13 protein-coding genes are annotated in these 16,312 nt (G+C 68.6%); 7 read left to right on the top strand and 6 right to left on the bottom strand.

Annotated elements, in window-relative coordinates:
• Positions 1 to 2: 2 nt before the first annotated feature.
• Positions 3 to 788, top strand: a complete 786-nt coding sequence (locus O1R50_RS22915; RefSeq protein WP_270112573.1) for an ABC transporter permease — start codon at positions 3 to 5, stop codon at positions 786 to 788.
• Positions 789 to 1,145: 357 nt separating this feature from the next.
• Here O1R50_RS22915 and O1R50_RS22910 read toward each other — a convergent pair whose 3' ends face one another.
• Together O1R50_RS22910 and O1R50_RS22905 are read right to left on the bottom strand one after the other, a co-directional pair.
• Entirely contained in the window at positions 1,146 to 1,826 is a 681-nt protein-coding gene (locus O1R50_RS22910; protein WP_270112572.1) for an alpha/beta hydrolase fold domain-containing protein, read from the bottom strand.
• 338 nt (positions 1,827 to 2,164) lie between these two features.
• On the bottom strand, positions 2,165 to 3,013 hold the full coding sequence (locus O1R50_RS22905) for an aldo/keto reductase (protein ID WP_270112571.1): 849 nt from the start codon (positions 3,011 to 3,013) through the stop codon (positions 2,165 to 2,167).
• A 72-nt stretch (positions 3,014 to 3,085) separates the two neighbouring features.
• Here O1R50_RS22905 and O1R50_RS22900 point away from each other — a divergent pair, with 72 nt between their 5' ends.
• Together O1R50_RS22900 and O1R50_RS22895 are read left to right on the top strand one after the other, a co-directional pair.
• Complete coding sequence (locus O1R50_RS22900) at positions 3,086 to 3,736, top strand: helix-turn-helix transcriptional regulator (protein WP_270112570.1); 651 nt, start codon at positions 3,086 to 3,088, stop codon at positions 3,734 to 3,736.
• 131 nt (positions 3,737 to 3,867) lie between these two features.
• On the top strand, positions 3,868 to 4,338 hold the full coding sequence (locus O1R50_RS22895; RefSeq protein WP_270112568.1) for a tautomerase family protein: 471 nt from the start codon (positions 3,868 to 3,870) through the stop codon (positions 4,336 to 4,338).
• Between the two features lie 5 nt (positions 4,339 to 4,343).
• On the opposite strand, the gene O1R50_RS22890 is transcribed toward O1R50_RS22895, so the two are convergent.
• A complete protein-coding gene (locus O1R50_RS22890; protein ID WP_270112567.1) occupies positions 4,344 to 4,931 on the bottom strand; it encodes a TetR/AcrR family transcriptional regulator in 588 nt (195 codons plus the stop codon).
• A 94-nt stretch (positions 4,932 to 5,025) separates the two neighbouring features.
• Between O1R50_RS22890 and O1R50_RS22885 the strand changes: the two genes are divergently transcribed.
• Together O1R50_RS22885 and O1R50_RS22880 are read left to right on the top strand one after the other, a co-directional pair.
• Positions 5,026 to 5,442, top strand: coding sequence for a tautomerase family protein (locus O1R50_RS22885; protein WP_270112566.1), 417 nt, complete (start codon positions 5,026 to 5,028; stop codon positions 5,440 to 5,442).
• Positions 5,443 to 5,446: 4 nt separating this feature from the next.
• Complete coding sequence (locus tag O1R50_RS22880) at positions 5,447 to 6,457, top strand: zinc-dependent alcohol dehydrogenase (protein WP_270112564.1); 1,011 nt, start codon at positions 5,447 to 5,449, stop codon at positions 6,455 to 6,457.
• Between the two features lie 91 nt (positions 6,458 to 6,548).
• Here the strand turns inward: O1R50_RS22880 and O1R50_RS22875 are convergent, their stop codons facing one another.
• Positions 6,549 to 9,602, bottom strand: a complete 3,054-nt coding sequence (locus O1R50_RS22875) for a S8 family peptidase (RefSeq protein WP_270112563.1) — start codon at positions 9,600 to 9,602, stop codon at positions 6,549 to 6,551.
• Positions 9,603 to 9,764: 162 nt separating this feature from the next.
• Positions 9,765 to 10,511: an NAD(P)-dependent oxidoreductase gene (locus O1R50_RS22870; protein WP_270112562.1), complete on the bottom strand. Its 747-nt coding sequence runs from the start codon at positions 10,509 to 10,511 to the stop codon at positions 9,765 to 9,767.
• A gap of 155 nt (positions 10,512 to 10,666) precedes the next feature.
• Here O1R50_RS22870 and O1R50_RS22865 point away from each other — a divergent pair, with 155 nt between their 5' ends.
• Positions 10,667 to 11,308, top strand: a complete 642-nt coding sequence (locus O1R50_RS22865) for a TetR/AcrR family transcriptional regulator (RefSeq protein ID WP_270112561.1) — start codon at positions 10,667 to 10,669, stop codon at positions 11,306 to 11,308.
• 86 nt (positions 11,309 to 11,394) lie between these two features.
• Here O1R50_RS22865 and O1R50_RS22860 read toward each other — a convergent pair whose 3' ends face one another.
• The gene (locus O1R50_RS22860; protein WP_270112560.1) at positions 11,395 to 12,426 is read right to left on the bottom strand and encodes a LacI family DNA-binding transcriptional regulator; all 1,032 of its coding nucleotides are present in this window, start codon (positions 12,424 to 12,426) and stop codon (positions 11,395 to 11,397) included.
• 223 nt (positions 12,427 to 12,649) lie between these two features.
• Between O1R50_RS22860 and O1R50_RS22855 the strand changes: the two genes are divergently transcribed.
• Complete coding sequence (locus tag O1R50_RS22855; RefSeq protein ID WP_270112558.1) at positions 12,650 to 16,282, top strand: fibronectin type III domain-containing protein; 3,633 nt, start codon at positions 12,650 to 12,652, stop codon at positions 16,280 to 16,282.
• Positions 16,283 to 16,312: the final 30 nt, after the last annotated feature.

The raw sequence follows: 16,312 nt of genomic DNA, 5'->3' as shown, positions 1-16,312 counted from the left end.
GCATGCGCCACACCGCAGCCGTATACCGACACGAGATGATCGCCCACGTCCGCTCAGCCCTGGAGTACCCGACCGAATTCTGGATCATGGTCGCCGTCGGAGCCCTGTCCCAGGCCCTCCAGTTCGCCTTCATCACCGTCCTGTTCGGCAACATCACCGCAGTCGCCGGATGGAGCTACCACGAAGTGCTCATCCTGGTCGGCTTCCTGTCGCTCTCGACCGCCTTGGCCGGCCTGTTCTGGGACGGGATCTGGGGCCTGGGATCCATGGTCCTCAACGGCGGCATGGACTACTTCATCACCCGACCCGCCCCGGTCATCCTCCAGGTAGCCTCCCACCACCTCGACCTCCACTCGATCGGCGGGGCGACCCTCGGTATCGCGATGGCCGCCTACGGCTGGGTCGGCGCCGGGCTCGGCCTCGCGCAGATCCCGGTCGGCCTGATCCTCCTGGCCTGCGCGGTCGTCATCCAGTCCGCACTCCAGACCACCTTGTGCGCGATCAACTTCTGGATCAAAGGGCACATGCCCGTCTTCGCCTGGGTCGCACAAGACCTCCAGAACGACACCATGCGTTTCCCGCTGACGATGTACCCCACGCTGGTGCGCCAGATCGCCACCTGGGCGCTGCCGTTCGCCTTCGCCAGCTTCATCCCCGTCCAGATCCTCACCGGACGGGCCTCACCGTGGTGGGCGATCGGCATCCTCGCCGCGGTGGTGGTCAACGTGGTCGTCGCGGGCCTCGTTTGCCGTGCGGGCCTGCGCTCCTACGATTCGGCCGGAAGCTGATGGCGGGCCGTCACTCACCCGAGTGCGGCCAGGTGCGACCCGAACTTTCCGCCCGGGCGTCGCGGTCCGGTTTCCGTCGATCGATTCCCGTCGATGCCTTCAGTCGTCGAGGTGCGATCCAAACTTTCTGACATCGAGGCCCACCACTACCAGAACATCAGCCAGTATCGATGTTGGTGCGATCCAAACTTTCCGCCGTAGCGCGACCCAAACCACCTGCCGTAATCACCGGTTGACGCTAAAGCAGACCAAACATCTCCGCCAAAGCTAGGAGTTGTGTCAAATCCTGCGCAGATCCATTTGGATGAGAGTTCAGCTCTCCACCCTGACTCGACCATAACTGCAAGCAGTCAAGGACTATTGCAGTGCGGCGAGGATGGCTCGAGTTGATACGCGTGCTTCGGGTACGGGCGCCAGGGCGTAGACGTGGAAGGCGCCTTCGACCTCGGTGAGGCGGATGGTGGTGCCGGCTTGCTCGGCCTGTTCGCGGAGTCTCCGGGCGTCGGGGTCGAAGATGTCGGCGGTCCCGATGTACAGGTCGATAGGTGGCAGCCCGGCCATAGGGCCGTTGATCGGACTCAATCGCGGGTCGTGCGGGTCGTCTCCGCCTGCCCATGCCCGTCCGGCTTCGATGAGGCCCGCTCTGGACAGCCACGGATCTCGTTGTTCTATCTGCCGGATCCGAGGGTTCGACAGGGTGATGTCCAGCCAGGGGGACAGCAGGATGAGCCTGGCTGCCATGGGCAGTCCGGTTCCGGGAAGGGTCTGGGTCACTGCGAGTGCGAGTCCCCCGCCGGCCGAGTCGCCGGCCCAGGTGATCGATTCCGGTGGGTACCGATCGAGCAGGTTCCGGTGGACGTCGGTGACCAAGGGAAACGCCTCGCGGTAGACGTGCTGGGGCGCAAGCCCATAGAGGGGGACGTCGACTCGGCGGCCGGCATCGGCCAAGCGGGAGATGAAATGCCAGTGTCGGCGGGTGATCTCGTGGATGTAGGCGCCGCCATGCAGGTAGATCAGTGCTTTGTCCGGCTCGGGCACTGATCGAGGGGCGACGGGAGGGAAAGCCCTCGACCATCCGGACGGTCACCGCATGGCGCCGCCGCAGTGTCGCGGGTGGCGTGGGGTCGGCCTTGGGCTTGTTCATGTCGGCCCGTGCTCGTTCGGCCGTGGCCATGGCCGGCTTCCTCGTCGCTCTCAACACGACCGACAGCGTCCGCATCGCAAGGCTCGGCACACGGCACTCCTGATTCTGATGGCTGTCGCCTGTAGATCGGTTTTTCTAGGCGAGCCGATTTTCTCAGTTGTACATCGCGCTGACCGGCCTTGCGACTAGGACGCGCCCTTCGATCGAGTGCTCGGCGAGTGCACCGGTCCGCTCAGGCGAATTCGGCGAGGTCTTCCGCTGTCAGGACGATCTGGGCCGCGGCCAGGTTCTCCTCCAGGTGCGAGACGGTGCCGGTACCAGGAATGGCCAGGGTGGCCGACGACTGCGCGAGGAGCAGGGCCAAGCCGACCTGCGGCACCGTGGCGCCGTGCCGGGCGGCGATCTTGGCCAGCCGCTCGTCGTCCAGGTCGCGGCCGCCGCCGATGGGGAAGAACGGGACGAAGGCGATGCCCCGCCGCTCGCAGGCCGCCAGCATCGAGGCGTCGTCGCTCCAGCCGGCGTGGAAGTGGTTCTGCACCGCGACGACGGGTGCGATCGACAGGGCCTCGGCCAGGTGGTCGGTGTCGACGTTGCTGATGCCCAGGTGGCGGATCAGGCCCTCCTCGCGGAGCGCCGCGAGTGCTTCGAAGCGGTCGGCGAGTGACTCGCCATGCGGTGGTGCCATCGGGCCGATGCGCAGGTAGACCAGGTCGAGCCGGTCCACGCCGAGATTCTTGAGGTTGTCCTCGATCAGGCCCCGCAGCTCGGCGGCAGTGGCGTGGGCGAGGCCCTGCGGTCCGATCTTCGGGCCCACTTTGGTGGCGATGACGAGGTCGGACGGGTACGGGTGCAGTGCTTCGCGGATGAGGGTGTTCGCGCGTACCGCGCCGTCGCCGCTCACGTAGAAGTCGGCGGTGTCGATGTGGTTCACACCGAGTTCGATGGCGCGCCGCAGCACGGCGCGCCCGGTCTCGGGGTCGCGGGCGGGGCCGCCCATGCCCTGCTGGGACGGCAGGCGCATCGCGCCGAATCCGAAGCGATCGACCCGCAGGTCGCCGCCGAGGAGAAAGTCGTTGTTCATGGGCCCCAGTGTTCTTCGGAACCCGCCCCCGTTCCAGGCGCTGGCAGGTTTCTGCCACGGCATAATGGGTGGATGACAGCGACCGTGACCCTTTACGGCGATCTCGAGCTCAGGACCCGGTTGGGACCGCTGGCGGCGCACGGCGGCGAGTTCGTCAACATCGCCCACGACCTGGACACCTTTCCCGGTGCTCGGGAAAGTGCGCGCCTGCGTGCGGCCGGTTCCGCGGGTGCGGTCCGCAAGCTGTTCAGCCCGGCCGTACTCGCCGACGAACGGGACCGGCTGGCCTTGCGGGAGATGGCGGCCCACGGCTTCCAGGTCCGAATCACCGCAGCACCGCTGCCGCAGGGGACGGTCTTCGTCGATCGCCGGACCATGATCCTGGCCGAGTCTCCCGGCGCCGCGGCAGCCACCCGCCGGTACACCATGAGCAACGCCGCCGCACTCGTCAACGGGGCCTATGCCCTATTCGAGGCAGCCTGGGAGGCGGCTGCCGACCTTGAGGCGTTCCTGGCCTCCGACCGCCCCCTGCTGGACGATTCGGCCCGCAAGGTGCTGCGTGCGCTCGGATCCGGGGTCACCGATGCGGCGGCCGCCCGGCAGCTCGGCATGTCGCTGCGCACCTATCACCGCAGAGTCGCCGAGCTCCTCGCCATCCTCGGCGCCGACTCACGATTCCAGGCCGGCATCCGCGCCGGGGAACTGGGCCTGGCTCGAGACTGATGGACTCCGGGTGTTCGGAACGAGTCGAGATACGCCGACCGACGACCACCTCACAACCACCGCCGTTGCTATAACAGTCGCTATAAGTCTGTGTATCCTCGGTTTATGACGACCGTTATAGGAGGCAGAAGATGACCGTCATCAACGTGAACAGCCCGAAAGGCCGCATCAGCGCCGAGCAGCGCCGCGTCCTAGCCGAGACCCTGACCGACGCGGTACTCGTGCCCGAGGTCGGCCAGTTCGCGCCCCCCGCCCGACCCGGATTCCAGGTGCTCTTCACCGAGCGCGAGGCCGACGCGATGGCGATCGGCGGGCGCCTGATCGCCGAGACCGGAGCCGATTCCATGGTCATCGACATCGCGGTCATGGACGGCGACTGGCGCCAGGAGGTCCGGACCGAGGTCATCGAGCGCATCCTCGCCGCCATGGCCGAGGCCCTCGGGCTCGACGCGCCCTCACCGGCCTGGTGGGTCAACTTCCGGGTCATCGACGAGGGCAGCTGGGGCTCGAGCGGCGGCGTGCTCTCGGTCCTGTCGCTCCTGGAGACCGGCGTGTTCACCGAGGACAAGGTCAAGGCGATCCGGGCCGCGCTCGACGCCTGAGCCGGTCACGCGGAGGGCAGCACCCTGAGGATCGCCGCTTCCAACTGCCGCTCGACCCGGTCGAGCGGCAGTTCGCTGCGCGCGGCGCGACACATCGCGGTTGCGCCTTCGACCGAGGCGACGATGAGGACCGCCAGATCAGCAGCGGTCTCGGCGTCGACGCCGTGCGCCAGCAGGGAGTCGGCGAGCAGCGCCTGCCATTCGGCGAAGGCCTTGGCCGCCGCCGCGAGCTCCGGCGTCTCCTCCCCCTCGGGCGGTTCCTCCACAGAGACGGCGAGCACCGGGCAGCCAGCCCGGAAGTCCGAGTCGACGACGATGCCACGCCACAACCCGAGGAACGCGCGGAGTCCTTCGACCGGCCCTTCGACGAGTTCCTTTCGCAGCCTGCGGGAAACGGCCTCGCCCGCGAACTCGACCGCTTCGGTGGCGACTTGGCGCTTGCCGCCCGGGAAGTAGTGGTAGGTCGAGCCGAGCGGGGCGTGCGCGTGCTTGGCCAGCTCGCGGATGCTCGCGGCGTTCAGGCCGCGCCTGCTGATCAGGTCAGCGGCGCCGGCCACGATGCGCTCGCGCGACGGTGTACTCGCCTTCGCCATTTCAGCCCTTCCCTCGGTTATAACACTCGTGATAGCCTACCGCGATCCAATTCTATGACGACCGTTATAGGACTTGATCGAGAGGAAACTCGCCATGCCGATGATCCGACTGACCGTGCCACCCGGCGCACTCACCGTGGAAGGCCGTTCGAGCATCCAGCGCGAACTGAACGCCGCGCTCCTGCGGTGGGAGGGTGCGCCCGACACGGAGTTCTTTCGCGCCCAGGCATGGAGCTACCTCATCGAGCTACCCGAAGGTGCGCAGACCACCGCCGAGGACGACGCGCCGCGTTTCCTCGTCGAGGCCACCGTGCCGCAGGGTGCGCTGTCCGAACGCCGCAAGGCCGGGCTCGTGGAGGAGGCCACCCGGACCGTCCTGGCCGCGGCCGGGCTCCCCGCGTCTGAGGCCCTGCGCGTGTGGGTGCTCGTCCACGAGCAGCCCGATGGCACCTGGGGTGCGGGCGGCCAGGTCGTCACGTACGCCGAACTGGCCGCACTGGCGAAGGGGTAGGCCGATGCGTGAACTGACCTACGTCGCGCGCCGCACCCTTGAATGGCGCGAAGCACCCGACCCGCGCCTGGAGTCCGATCAGCAGGCGATCGTCGCACCGGTCGCCGCCACGACCTGCGATGTGGACTCGATGATCATCGCCGGGCACGGCTTCATCGAGCCGCCGTTTCCGATCGGCCACGAGTGCGTGGCCCGGGTCGTGGAGACCGGCGATTCCGTCACGGCCGTGAGGCCCGGCGACCTGGTGGTCGTCCCGTGGGCGATCAACTGCGGGACCTGCGATCGCTGCCGCGCCGGACTCACCGCGCACTGCACTGCGGTGCCGCACATGGCGATGTACGGTGCGCCGCTCGGCGGGAACTGGGGCGGCCTGTTCGCCGACCTCGTCCGCGTGCCGTGGGCCGACGCCATGCTCGTGCCGCTCCCGGCGGGCCTGGACCCGGTCGCCATGGCCTCGGCCGGCGACAACTGGTCGCTGGCGTGGCGACTGGTGGCTCCGCATCTGAAGCGAGTGCCGGGTGCCCGCGTGGTCGTCATCGCGCGGGGCAGCATCGGCCTGTACGTGTGCGACATCGCCCGCGCCCTCGGCGCCTCTGACGTCCTCTACATCGACCCCGAACGCGAGCACCGCAACCTCGCGGAGGGCTTCGGCGCCCGCACTGCCGAGGAGCTCATGCCGGATGAAAAGGGCTTCGACCTGGCAGTCGAGGCCACGGGCCGCGTCGACGAACTGGGTGAAGCGCTCGAATCCCTTGTCCCCGAGGGCTTCTGCGAATCAGCGGGGAACCACTTCCGGCCCGGGGAACTGCCGCTGCTCGACATGTACCTCACCGGCGTCACCATGCGCATCGCCCGCGACAACGTCCGCGTCCATCTGCCCGACGCACTCGACCTGGCCCTCCACGGCGACGTCGACCCCGGACGCGTCGTGTCCGGCGTCTACGACTGGGAGCGGCTGCCCGAGGTCCTGACCGAGCGGCACCGCAAGCCGGTCTTCGTCCGCGAGGTCGACTAGGCGCTTCGAGCAACGGCTCCGGCGTGGCAAAGGCCCCGCCTCCGACCTCAACCCGGCAGTGTGAGGTTCGGAGGCGGGGCCGGCTATGGGGTCAGCGGTCGATCGCCACGATGGTGCGCCGGAGGATTGCGCCGTCGTTGAGGTAGGCGATGGTGCCGAGGTAGTGCCGTCCCGCTTCGAGACCGGACCAGGTGGCCGTCACGGTGTGGACGCCGCCGACCGTCGCCTCAAGCGAATCCGGGCTCGCGGTCAGGTTCCCCGCGGCCGACTCGGGGACGACCCAGGTGTGGACGACGGCTTCGACGGTGTCGGTCGGGGCGTACCAGAGATCGACGTAGACCGTGTAGCTTCGGCCTGCTTCCAGATCGACGTATTCATCTGAACCAGCCAGGAGCGGAGCGCCGATCAGGTCGAGCGACCCGTCGTCCGACTGCTCGTAGACGAAGAGGTCGATATCGGTCTCCGATTCGTGGTCGGCGCCGAAGGCGGCGACGCGACCCATCACAGCATCCTCCGGGACGGCGAGTTCGAAGGCCCTGGTCTGGTCGCGTTCGACCGGTTCGTCTTCCGGGAACGCCGATCCGTCCGGATTGGACAGGGAGAGCGTCCGGGTGTCCGATGCGGTCAGGCCGGAGGCGGCCAGATCGATCCTGCCGTCGATGCCGGTCGTGACGTCGTACTCGATCGAGCCGGCGGCGCCTTCACCGGACAATTCGCTGGGGGCGACGATGTCCAGTGCGCGCAGGGCGATCGGGCTGCGGACCTCGTGCCCGTGCCAGTCGCGCCAGGTCAGCGATCCGAACGACCATTCCTCGGCCGCCGCGTCGGTGCGGGTGAAGGCGACCGAGTACGTCGCCGACGCGCCGGGTTCAACGACCAGGAGTTTGCGGTCCACTTTCGCGGTGAAGCCCGGCGGGGCTTCGACCACCGGGGTGTAGACGCCGATCATGTCGTCGACGTTGGTGACCGTGCGGGTGATCGTCTGGTTCCCGGTCATGTCGCCGACCGCAATCGACGGGTAGTTCAGGTCGCTCGGGTCGACGGCGCCGTGCTCGGCCTCGGCGGTCTCGCAGGTGTCGGCGGGCTCCAGCTGCTGGAGCTGGCCGATCGCGCAGGCGTAGAGGGTCCAGTCGGTCGCGCCGGAGTCGTAGACGAGGCCCGGATCGAACATGGCCTGGCCGTCGGCGTGTCCCGCACCGGTGTGGAACGGGGTGGCCGGGGCGTCGGTGCCCGCTCGTTCGATCGGCTCGCCCTCGGTGTTCTCGTTGTAAGCGGTGGTCATGATGGCCGATTTGATGGCCATGGGCGACCAGTCGGGGTTGGCGCTCTTGAGAAGCGCGGCGAGTCCGGCGATGTGCGGGCTGGCCATGGAGGTGCCGCTCATGAAGCCGAAGTGGCCGCCGTCCGCATTCGAGGTGGGCAGGTATCCGGCGAGGATCTCCTCTCCCGGCGCGGTGATGTCGGGCTTGAGCAGGTCGCCGCCGCCCGCGATCGCCGGGCCTTGGGAGGACCAGCTGGTCGAGACCGGCGCGGTCTGGGTGACCGCCTCGAACACGTGGGCGGTCACCGTGGCGGCATCGCTCCCCGCGGCATAGGCCTCGAGGGCGTCTCCCCCGGCCAGATCGAGCTGCACCGTCCACAGCGGCGTATCCCAGCCGTTCCCCATTTCGTCCGGGGCCGCCGGGTCGTCGTTGTAGACGATGGCGAACGCGCCGCCCGCATCGGCCACGGCCTGCGCCTTCTCGTCGAAGAAGGTCACGCCCCGGGCGCAGGCGACCGCCCGGCCCGCGACCTCGGCGGCGTCGAGGGTGCCGGACACGCACTGCCGCGCCTCGGCCGGGTCGGCGCCGTCGACGGCGACGTCCTCGGCCATGGCCAGACCGGCCGCGGTGTCGGTGGACCGCAGGCTGCTCGCGGCATAATTGAGGATCTGGCCGTCGCCGAGCTCCAGTTCGCCTTCGAAGGTGCGGGAGTGGGTGCCGGCGGCGACGGAGGTGATCCACGGCGCGTTGTGCTCAAGGGTGCCGGGACCTTCGTCGCCGGAGTTGCCGGCAGCGGTCGCGACGAACACGCCCGCCTCGGCTGCGGCGAAGAGCGCCATCGCGACCGGGTCGATGATGTTGTCCCTCGGGCCGCCGAGGGACATGTTGATGACGTCGACGCCGTCGCTCACGGCCGCGTCGATCGCGGCGAGGATGTCGGAGGTGGGGCAGAAGCCGTCGATGGCGATCCAGCAGACCTTGTAGACGGCGAGCCGCGCCGCCGGAGCCATGCCCGAGAGCGGGCCGACCTCGACGCCGTCGACGACGGCCTCGGTGTCGAGATTCCCTGCGGCCGTGGTGGCCACGTGCGTGCCGTGGTTGAACTCCTCGCGCGGCGACTTGAAGCCTTCAGCGTCGCTGTGGCCGTTGGAGTCGAACCAGCGGGCGCCGATCACCTTGTTGCTGCAGGTGACGTTGTTCTCGGGCTTGTCCTCGCCCTCAACGCATTCGCCCTGCCACTTGGCGTCGATGACGTCCTGGTCCGGGCGCGGCTCCGGAAGCGGCGCGAACATCGGATTCTCAGGGGTGAAACCGCCGTCGACGATCCCGATGACGACGCCTTCGCCGGCGTGCTCGCCGCCGCCGAACTCTGCCTCCCAGGAACCGTCCTCTCCGGACAGACCGAGGAACTCGCTCGAGGTGTCCAACTGGGGTTCGAGCAGCTGGTCGGGAACGATGGCGACGACCCGCTCATCGCTCGCGAGCTCGCGCGCCTCAGCGCCCGTCAGCTCGACCGCCACGCCGTTGAACGCGGTGTCGTACTCAACGGCCGGCTCGACGCCGGGCAGGACGCCGAGAGCGTCGTCGCGGACTGCGTCGAGGTGGTCGCGGTAGTCCTGGGCCGCAGGCGAATCGAGGTCGATCCCGTCCTCGTCCGCGGCGGTTGCCTCGAGTCCGGGAATGCCGCCGTCGTAGGCGGCGACCGGCTCATCGGCGAACTGGACGATGTATCGACCGTCCTTGAAGGGGGCCGAAACGACCGGGTCGGCGGCGGCCGGTAGGAGGAAGACGGTGAGGGCCGCGGCCGTCATGACCGTGACGCCGGTGACCGCCAGAATGCGCCGTCGACGGCCGGTGAACGGCCGTGAACGCGTGAATGCCACTGAGGATTTCCTATCGTGCGGAGGTGAGGACCCGCCGTCGCGCCCGCGCCCGTTTTCTTGGGCGAGATCGCCGTGGCGGAGCCGAAGGGAGAGAAGGGGATCGCGCGGGAATCAAGGTGGGCGCGACCGACCCAACCGCGGCCGCGCCCGGTCCGCTCGCCCCTACACGAGCGGACGTCTCGAAGTAATAGAAGATTCAAGCAAGGCGGTAATGAATGTCAATTCGCCATGACATATATCACGATAAATCTCTCTATTACCGACAAGTAGGACGAATAACGACGGGTCGGTGATCACCGGGCTGCGATGGATCCAGGTACCGCCGTGCACCTCTCGGTGCATAAAGGCGGCCACGTCGGCGCGGCTGATCGTCGGGTTGCCGCGCATCGGCAGGTGATCGCCCGCATGGAAGCGCCCCATGGCGGGGCCATCGGTCAGCCGGGTGGGGTAGACGACGGTCCAGTCCAGGCCGCTGGAGCGGATGCGTTCGTCGGCGATGGCCTTGTCCGCGTAGAGCGCCCGCAGCAGGGTGCGGTAGATCAGCTTCTGCGTCGCACTGGACACCTCGTAGGTGGCGCCGACGCCGAACGACGAAAGCCACACCAGGCGGGAGACACCCGTCTCCTCAGCCGCGCCGATGAGGGCCGACGACGCTCGCGTGAACAGTTCGTCGGCCTGCATGGAGGTGCTCCGGCCGAGGGCGGAGACGATCGCGTCGTGCCCGGCCGCGGCGGCGGCGACATCGCGCTGCGACTTGGCGTCGCCCTTCGCGAGAGCGACTTGCCCGCCGAGCTCGGCGAGGGCGCCGGGGTCGCGTACGAAGGCGGTGACCGAGTCGCCCGAGCGGACTGCCAGGTCGACGAAGTGGCGGCCGGTGGGGCCGGTGGCGCCTAGGACGAGCAGCTTCACGGCAGATCGCTCCTCTGGAATTCGAAGTGGTCGATGGTCGTACCGGTGCGGGATCGGTCCCGATTTGCTCCGGTACGGACCAGACATTAACAGAACACTGTTCTTTAAACAAGAGGATGGCATTCTGTTAAACCGGACGCTAGGATGGCGACACGATGTCGGAGTTCGTACGGGCCAGGAGGCCGGAGCAGAAGCAGCAGCGCCGAGAGGCGATCCTCGCCGCTGCCCGACGACTCGCCGCCGAATCCGGGGTCAACAACGTCAGCCTCGGCGGCGTCGCGGCGGCCGTGGGGCTCGCGAAATCAAACGTCGTCCGCTACTTCGGCACCCGCGAGGAGATCTACCTCGAACTCGCCGGTGAAGGCTGGCGCGAATGGCGCGACGCGGTTGTCGAGCGGCTCGATGCCGGCGACGACGCCGTCGACACCCTCGCCGAAACGCTCGAGGCGCGCCCGCTGTTCTGCGATCTACTCAGCCATGACTCGATCAGCCTGGAGCACAACGCATCCGTGGCCGCGGCCTACGACTACAAACGCATCATGGTGGAGGTCATCGGCGAACTCGGGGCGGCAGTGGCCCGAGCGCGCCCGCCGCTGACCGACGGCGAAGGTTTCGAACTGGTGGTGGCCGCGATCGGGATCGTCCGCCTCGCCTACCCCGCCGCCCACCCGTCACCGACGCTCATCGAGGTCTACAAGCAGCACCCCGACCTCGCCGCCGCCCGACCGCAGTTCACGCGAACCGTGAAGCGCCTCTTGGCAGCGACCGCAGCCGGATTGCCCACACTGCGAACCTGACCGAGACCTCGGTCGGTGTACTCCCCTGGCTGACGAAGGCGGATCGCACTCCCCGATGTTCGACACCAGACCGCCGTCGCTGGGAGTCACCTTCCGGGATTCGGTGGTGCGGTGCTCTCCCGGGGGATGACCTCGGACTCGCACACGAACCGGACGCCGGGGTTCGGCGGTCCCACGAGATAGCGCATCGCCGTGTCGACTGCCGCTGCCACCGGTTGGCGCACGGTGGTCAGGGGAATCATGGCGTTCTCGGCGTCGGGAATGTCATCGAAGCCGGTGATCGACAGGTCCTCGGGGACTTTGATCCCCAATCGTCGCGCCTCGGCCAATGCGGCGAGTGCGGCCTTGTCGGAGGCGAACGCAACGGCCGTGGGCGGTTCGGGCAGCGCCATGAGCGCGGCCAATGCCGCCCTCGCCTGGCGCTGGTTGAATCCGCCCTCGCAGGTCCACTCGGCAGGGACTGGCAGGCCGGCGTCGGCCATGGCGGATTCGAAACCCGCTTGGCGCTCTCTGGAGGGCAGCGAGTACGGGTTGCCGCTGACCATCGCGATCCTGGTGTGGCCGAGGGAGAGCAGGTGTTCGGTGAGGCGGTACTGGGCGTCGCGGTGGTTCAGCCGCACCGCGGCCATGCCGGGCCCGGGTTCGCTGCGGGGGTCGATCACTATGCAAGGGATGCCCTCGTCCCGCATGTAGTCGAGCTGCGTGCCGGTGAAATCCGCGAGAACTCCCAGGACGCCGCACGTGCCGCGCGCGGCGATCTGGTTGAGCCACCGCCGCGGGGGGACGTGACGGTTGCGGACGGTTTCGACGGTACTCACCACCAAGTTGCGCTCGTGGCGCACTGCGGCCCGCTCGATCTCCCCCAGCAGCGTCCCGGCCCATGCGGAGTCGAGTTCGTGGATCACCACGTCGACCAGTGCGCCGTGCTGCCTCACGCCTTTCATCGGGAACGCGGGGATCGGATAGGCGTGGCGTTCGAGCGCGGAGCGGACCCGGGCGCGGGTGTCGGCGGCGACGTCGGCGTGCCCGTTGAGGACCTTCGAGACCGTCGCCGACGAGACGCCGACTTCCCGCGCTATGGACGCGAGTTTGGCCTTGGGGCGCGCTTGCGAGGTCAATGCGGCTCCTTCGATCGGTCGAGCCGGCCCGATCCCGATCGGTGAGCAGGCATTCGAAACTTTCGATGATTGACCTTGCATGCGGCTCTGAGCCAAACTGCTCGAAGCAAGCGGTTACTTAGGGGATCGCGAGCCATACAAGGAGGTATCGGGAGTGTACACGCCGTTTCAATCGACGGGAAATAGAAATCGCTTTCTGAACGGGGACACGGGGATCGGCGGGGTGCGGCGGCGGACGCTGGTCGCGGCCGGGCTCGCCGGGGCGGCCGCTCCGTCGGCGCTCGCCGCGTTCGGCCCCGAGGAAGCGAGCGCAGCCGAGGTGCAGCGCAGCCCGGCCCACCCGGTCACGGCCGAGCCGTCCGGCCTCCTCGACGAGATCCGCCTCGGCGAGGCCGACTCGGAAGCCGCCCATGCGTTCTCCTCCCCCGCCTCCGCGGTCGTCGACGCCGAGCACGGACAGTCCGCCCGAGTCGCCAAGGCGCTCTCCCCGGCCGAGGTCTTCCTCGGCGACCTCGTGTTCACCATGGCCGTGGATCCCGCCGCCCAGAACTACCTCACCCTCAAGGTCTCCGGCTCGGACGCTTCCGGTTTCAAGACGGCGGTCTGGGTCGACGGGCAGCTCACCGGAAACCTCATGAACGGCGACTTCGATCCGGTCAACATGGGATACGGGGCGGGCCTGCCCGGACGGTTCGTGTTCGAGACGGCGCTGCTGCCGTTGCAGACCACCCAGGGCAAGTCCGAAGTCGAGGTCGCCCTGCGCACCTACAACGCAGGACTGGTCGCCCCCGCTGCCGCGGACTCGCGCCGCTTCTATGCCGTCTACACCCACACCTCCGCTGCCGTCTTCGCCTCCGAAGAGGACGGCACCGGCTACGAGACGACGACGCAGGTCGCCGCGCCCAGGAGCCAGGAGCAGATCCGAGCGCAGGTGGCCTCCTACGAGGCCAGGCAGCTCGCGCTCTTCAACTCCCTGGGCACCGCGGCCGACGCCGGCACGCCCATGTCGATCAACCGCTACACCGACAATCTTCGCTTCTACGCGGAGGGCATCGACGCCGCGTGGACGCCGCTCGCCACGGCCGCAGACCAGCGCGCCGCACTCGAGCGCATCTTCGCCTCGATCGACCACTACACCACCGAGTACTACGGGAACGTCACCAAGATCGGGAACGGCGGCCACCAGTCGGACTGGGGCGGTTACTATGCCGCGCTCGGAGAGGCCCTGTACATCGTCGAGAACCTGATCGCCGACGACGCGGTCCTGGGCCGGGCCGCGTTCGAAGCGTTCCTGGCCGAGCCCTTCGACACAGGGACCGAAGCCGGGGACGCCTCCCTGGCCTCGGCGGGGTGGGACGGCGGTGCGCTCACCCGCTTCGGTGCCTGGGAACGCGTCCTCAAAGCGAACTTCGACTTCGCCCGTACCCGGCAGTCCTACATCACCAACCAGGTCATGTACACCTATGAGGGCGCTTGGAAGGCCCACGAAGGCCTCCGCGTCATCGGCTCGGACTTCTATGAAGGCAAGGCCCGCAGCAACGACATCGTCCGCGAGTGCCTCCTCGGCACCAAACCGTGGCTGGGCGAAGAAGTCCTCGTGGGGCCGGACGGCGAGGCCCTGGACCTGACCCACTCCCTGTTCCAGCACGACCGGAACGCGGTGTTCACCGACGACTTCGTCCAGGTGGTCATGAAGGGCCTGGCCAAGTCCGCGCTCGACGAGGACGGCTCGATCGTGCGGGTTCGCCCCTACGGTGACGCCTACACCAACCTCACCCGCGACGCCCTCGCCCGCGAGAATGCCTATGTAGGCAACTACGGCGAGACGCAGAACTACCTGCCCTCGTGGTTCTTCCGCACGCTCGGGCACGAGGGCGACGAGGAGTTGAACGCCGAGATCCTCAAGACCGCGCTTCGCAACCTCCACTCCCGGTCCTACACCCGCTATCAGGGCACCGATGCGGCCGGCAACCGGATCATGTTCATGCAGCAGATGGTCGACAGCCGCAACATCCAGTACCCCGGCCGCGTCGCCTACGGCCCCGACCGCCCCAGCGGCCGCGGGATGCTGTGGGCCTCGCTGGAGCACCACATGGCCGAGCACGAGGCCGATTACGCCGGGGACGAGTGGGACCCGTACTGGTCCTATGCCGCGGCGGCGGTCGGCGCGATGCAGCAGCAGCTGCTCGACAACCAGTACTTCAACGACTTCAACGCGGTCCTCAACCAGCACCGCTACGACCTGCGGTTCGCCGTGACCTGGGAGTACGTGACCTCTGGGCGCGCCTCCTACGACCGGTTCGGGCGGGTCGGCGCCGGAGTCATGCTCCCCCACACCGACTTCGACCGCTACACCGACGAGGAGCTCGCCTCCATCGGCGTCGACCGCGGATCCGGGTCCCAGTTCGCCTTCGTCGACATCGACAACCTGCTGGTCTCGGCCCGTGACGCCGGCACGTCCCTCTTCGTGCACCTGAACTACCTGAACCGGGGCTTCGCCGGGAACGGCCGCGTCCACGCCATCCGGGACGGCTACGACCACACCGGGCAGATCGCGACCGCGGGCGTCTTCTCCTATCAGGACTACACGATCAGGGCCGACGCCACGGAACTGGCGATGTTCTACGACCGCTTCACCCCGTCGCCCCCCGACCGGGCACTGGTCGGCGAGATCCTCCCGATCACCCACCAGCCCGGCCTGGGCGTGCTCGACCGCGACAACTGGCAGACCGACACGCCCCTCTCGGGCTATCCCGACCTCATCTGGGCCCGGTACGGCGAGTACTTCATCGCGGTCAACACCACGCGCGACTCCCACGGCAACGCCGCCGGCCACGACGTCGCCGTCCCGGCCTCCGGCACCGTCCGCGACCTGGTCTCCGGGAAGGACCTGCAGATCGAAAGCGGCCGGATCACGTTGCGGCCCTTCACCGCCGTGGTGCTGAAGCTCGACTCGTCCCTGGAAGAGCCGACCGGCCCGGGCAGGGTGGACCTCGTCGTCGCAACCCCCGGGGCGGGGGAGACCGGGCTGTCCTGGAGCCGCGCCCGCGGCGCGGAGGCCTACACCGTCGAACGTAAAATGCGCCGCGACGGGGATTGGGAGACCGTTGCCGAGGACGTCACCGGCACCGCGTTCATCGACACTGAAGCGCCCCGCGGCGGCACCGTCCACTATCGCGTGATCGCGATCGGCGGCGGCGCAACCGGACCGGCCTCGACCCCGATTGCAGTGGAGGGCGCGACGCCCGCCACCGCGGGTCTGGGCGGCACCTGGCTCGACTGCCCGATCGGCGACGCCGAGGGATCTGCCGCACGCCGTGGAGCGATGGTCACCCTCACCGACGTCGCGGCCTCGGGCTTCGCCGGCGGCGACGACGCGGTCATCCAGCGACGCTATGGGTCCGACTCGCTCTATGCCGCAACGCAGCTCACCGGCCCCGAAAGTCGCGTCACGGCCCGGCTCGACGGGACAGCGAGCGGCGTCATGCTGCGTGACGCCACCGCCGGTCGTGCCCGCTACGTCTATCTGGGAACAGGTGAGGACGGGCAGCTCGAACTGCGCACCCGCAGCCTCGACACCCGCAGCGACATCGGCACCTCCCGGCCGGGCGTGCCCGGCGGCGAGTACGGTCCCACCCGCAGCCCGGCTGTCGAGGACGTCGAGCTCCCGAGCGCCGCCGACCGGCCGTACGTGTCCCTGCAGCGCGAAGGCACCACGGTCACGGCCGCAGTCAGCGCCGATGGTGCCGACTGGGAGACCGTCGCCTCGGTGACCGTCCCGATGGTCGCGGTCGTGCATGCCGGCGTCGCCTCCACCGCGGAGACCGCGGTCTTCACCGAAGTGCACATCAGCTGACACCCCGGTCCGGAGGCACAGCACCTCCGG

Origin of the sequence: Glycomyces luteolus (assembly GCF_027622875.1) — a bacterium.
Classification (GTDB): Bacteria; Actinomycetota; Actinomycetes; order Mycobacteriales; family Micromonosporaceae; genus Glycomyces; species Glycomyces luteolus.
Note: the sequence above shows the minus strand (reverse complement) of the source record. Positions and strands in the feature narration are given on the sequence as shown.

Excerpts from the sequence above, each read along its gene's own strand:
- O1R50_RS22915 (WP_270112573.1), top strand. The coding sequence starts at position 3 with ATGCGCCACACCGCAGCCGTATACCGACACGAGATGATCGCCCACGTC.
- O1R50_RS22905 (WP_270112571.1), bottom strand. The coding sequence starts at position 3,013 with ATGAACAACGACTTTCTCCTCGGCGGCGACCTGCGGGTCGATCGCTTC.
- O1R50_RS22900 (WP_270112570.1), top strand. The coding sequence starts at position 3,086 with ATGACAGCGACCGTGACCCTTTACGGCGATCTCGAGCTCAGGACCCGG.
- O1R50_RS22895 (WP_270112568.1), top strand. The coding sequence starts at position 3,868 with ATGACCGTCATCAACGTGAACAGCCCGAAAGGCCGCATCAGCGCCGAG.
- O1R50_RS22890 (WP_270112567.1), bottom strand. The coding sequence starts at position 4,931 with ATGGCGAAGGCGAGTACACCGTCGCGCGAGCGCATCGTGGCCGGCGCC.
- O1R50_RS22885 (WP_270112566.1), top strand. The coding sequence starts at position 5,026 with ATGCCGATGATCCGACTGACCGTGCCACCCGGCGCACTCACCGTGGAA.
- O1R50_RS22880 (WP_270112564.1), top strand. The coding sequence starts at position 5,447 with ATGCGTGAACTGACCTACGTCGCGCGCCGCACCCTTGAATGGCGCGAA.
- O1R50_RS22865 (WP_270112561.1), top strand. The coding sequence starts at position 10,667 with ATGTCGGAGTTCGTACGGGCCAGGAGGCCGGAGCAGAAGCAGCAGCGC.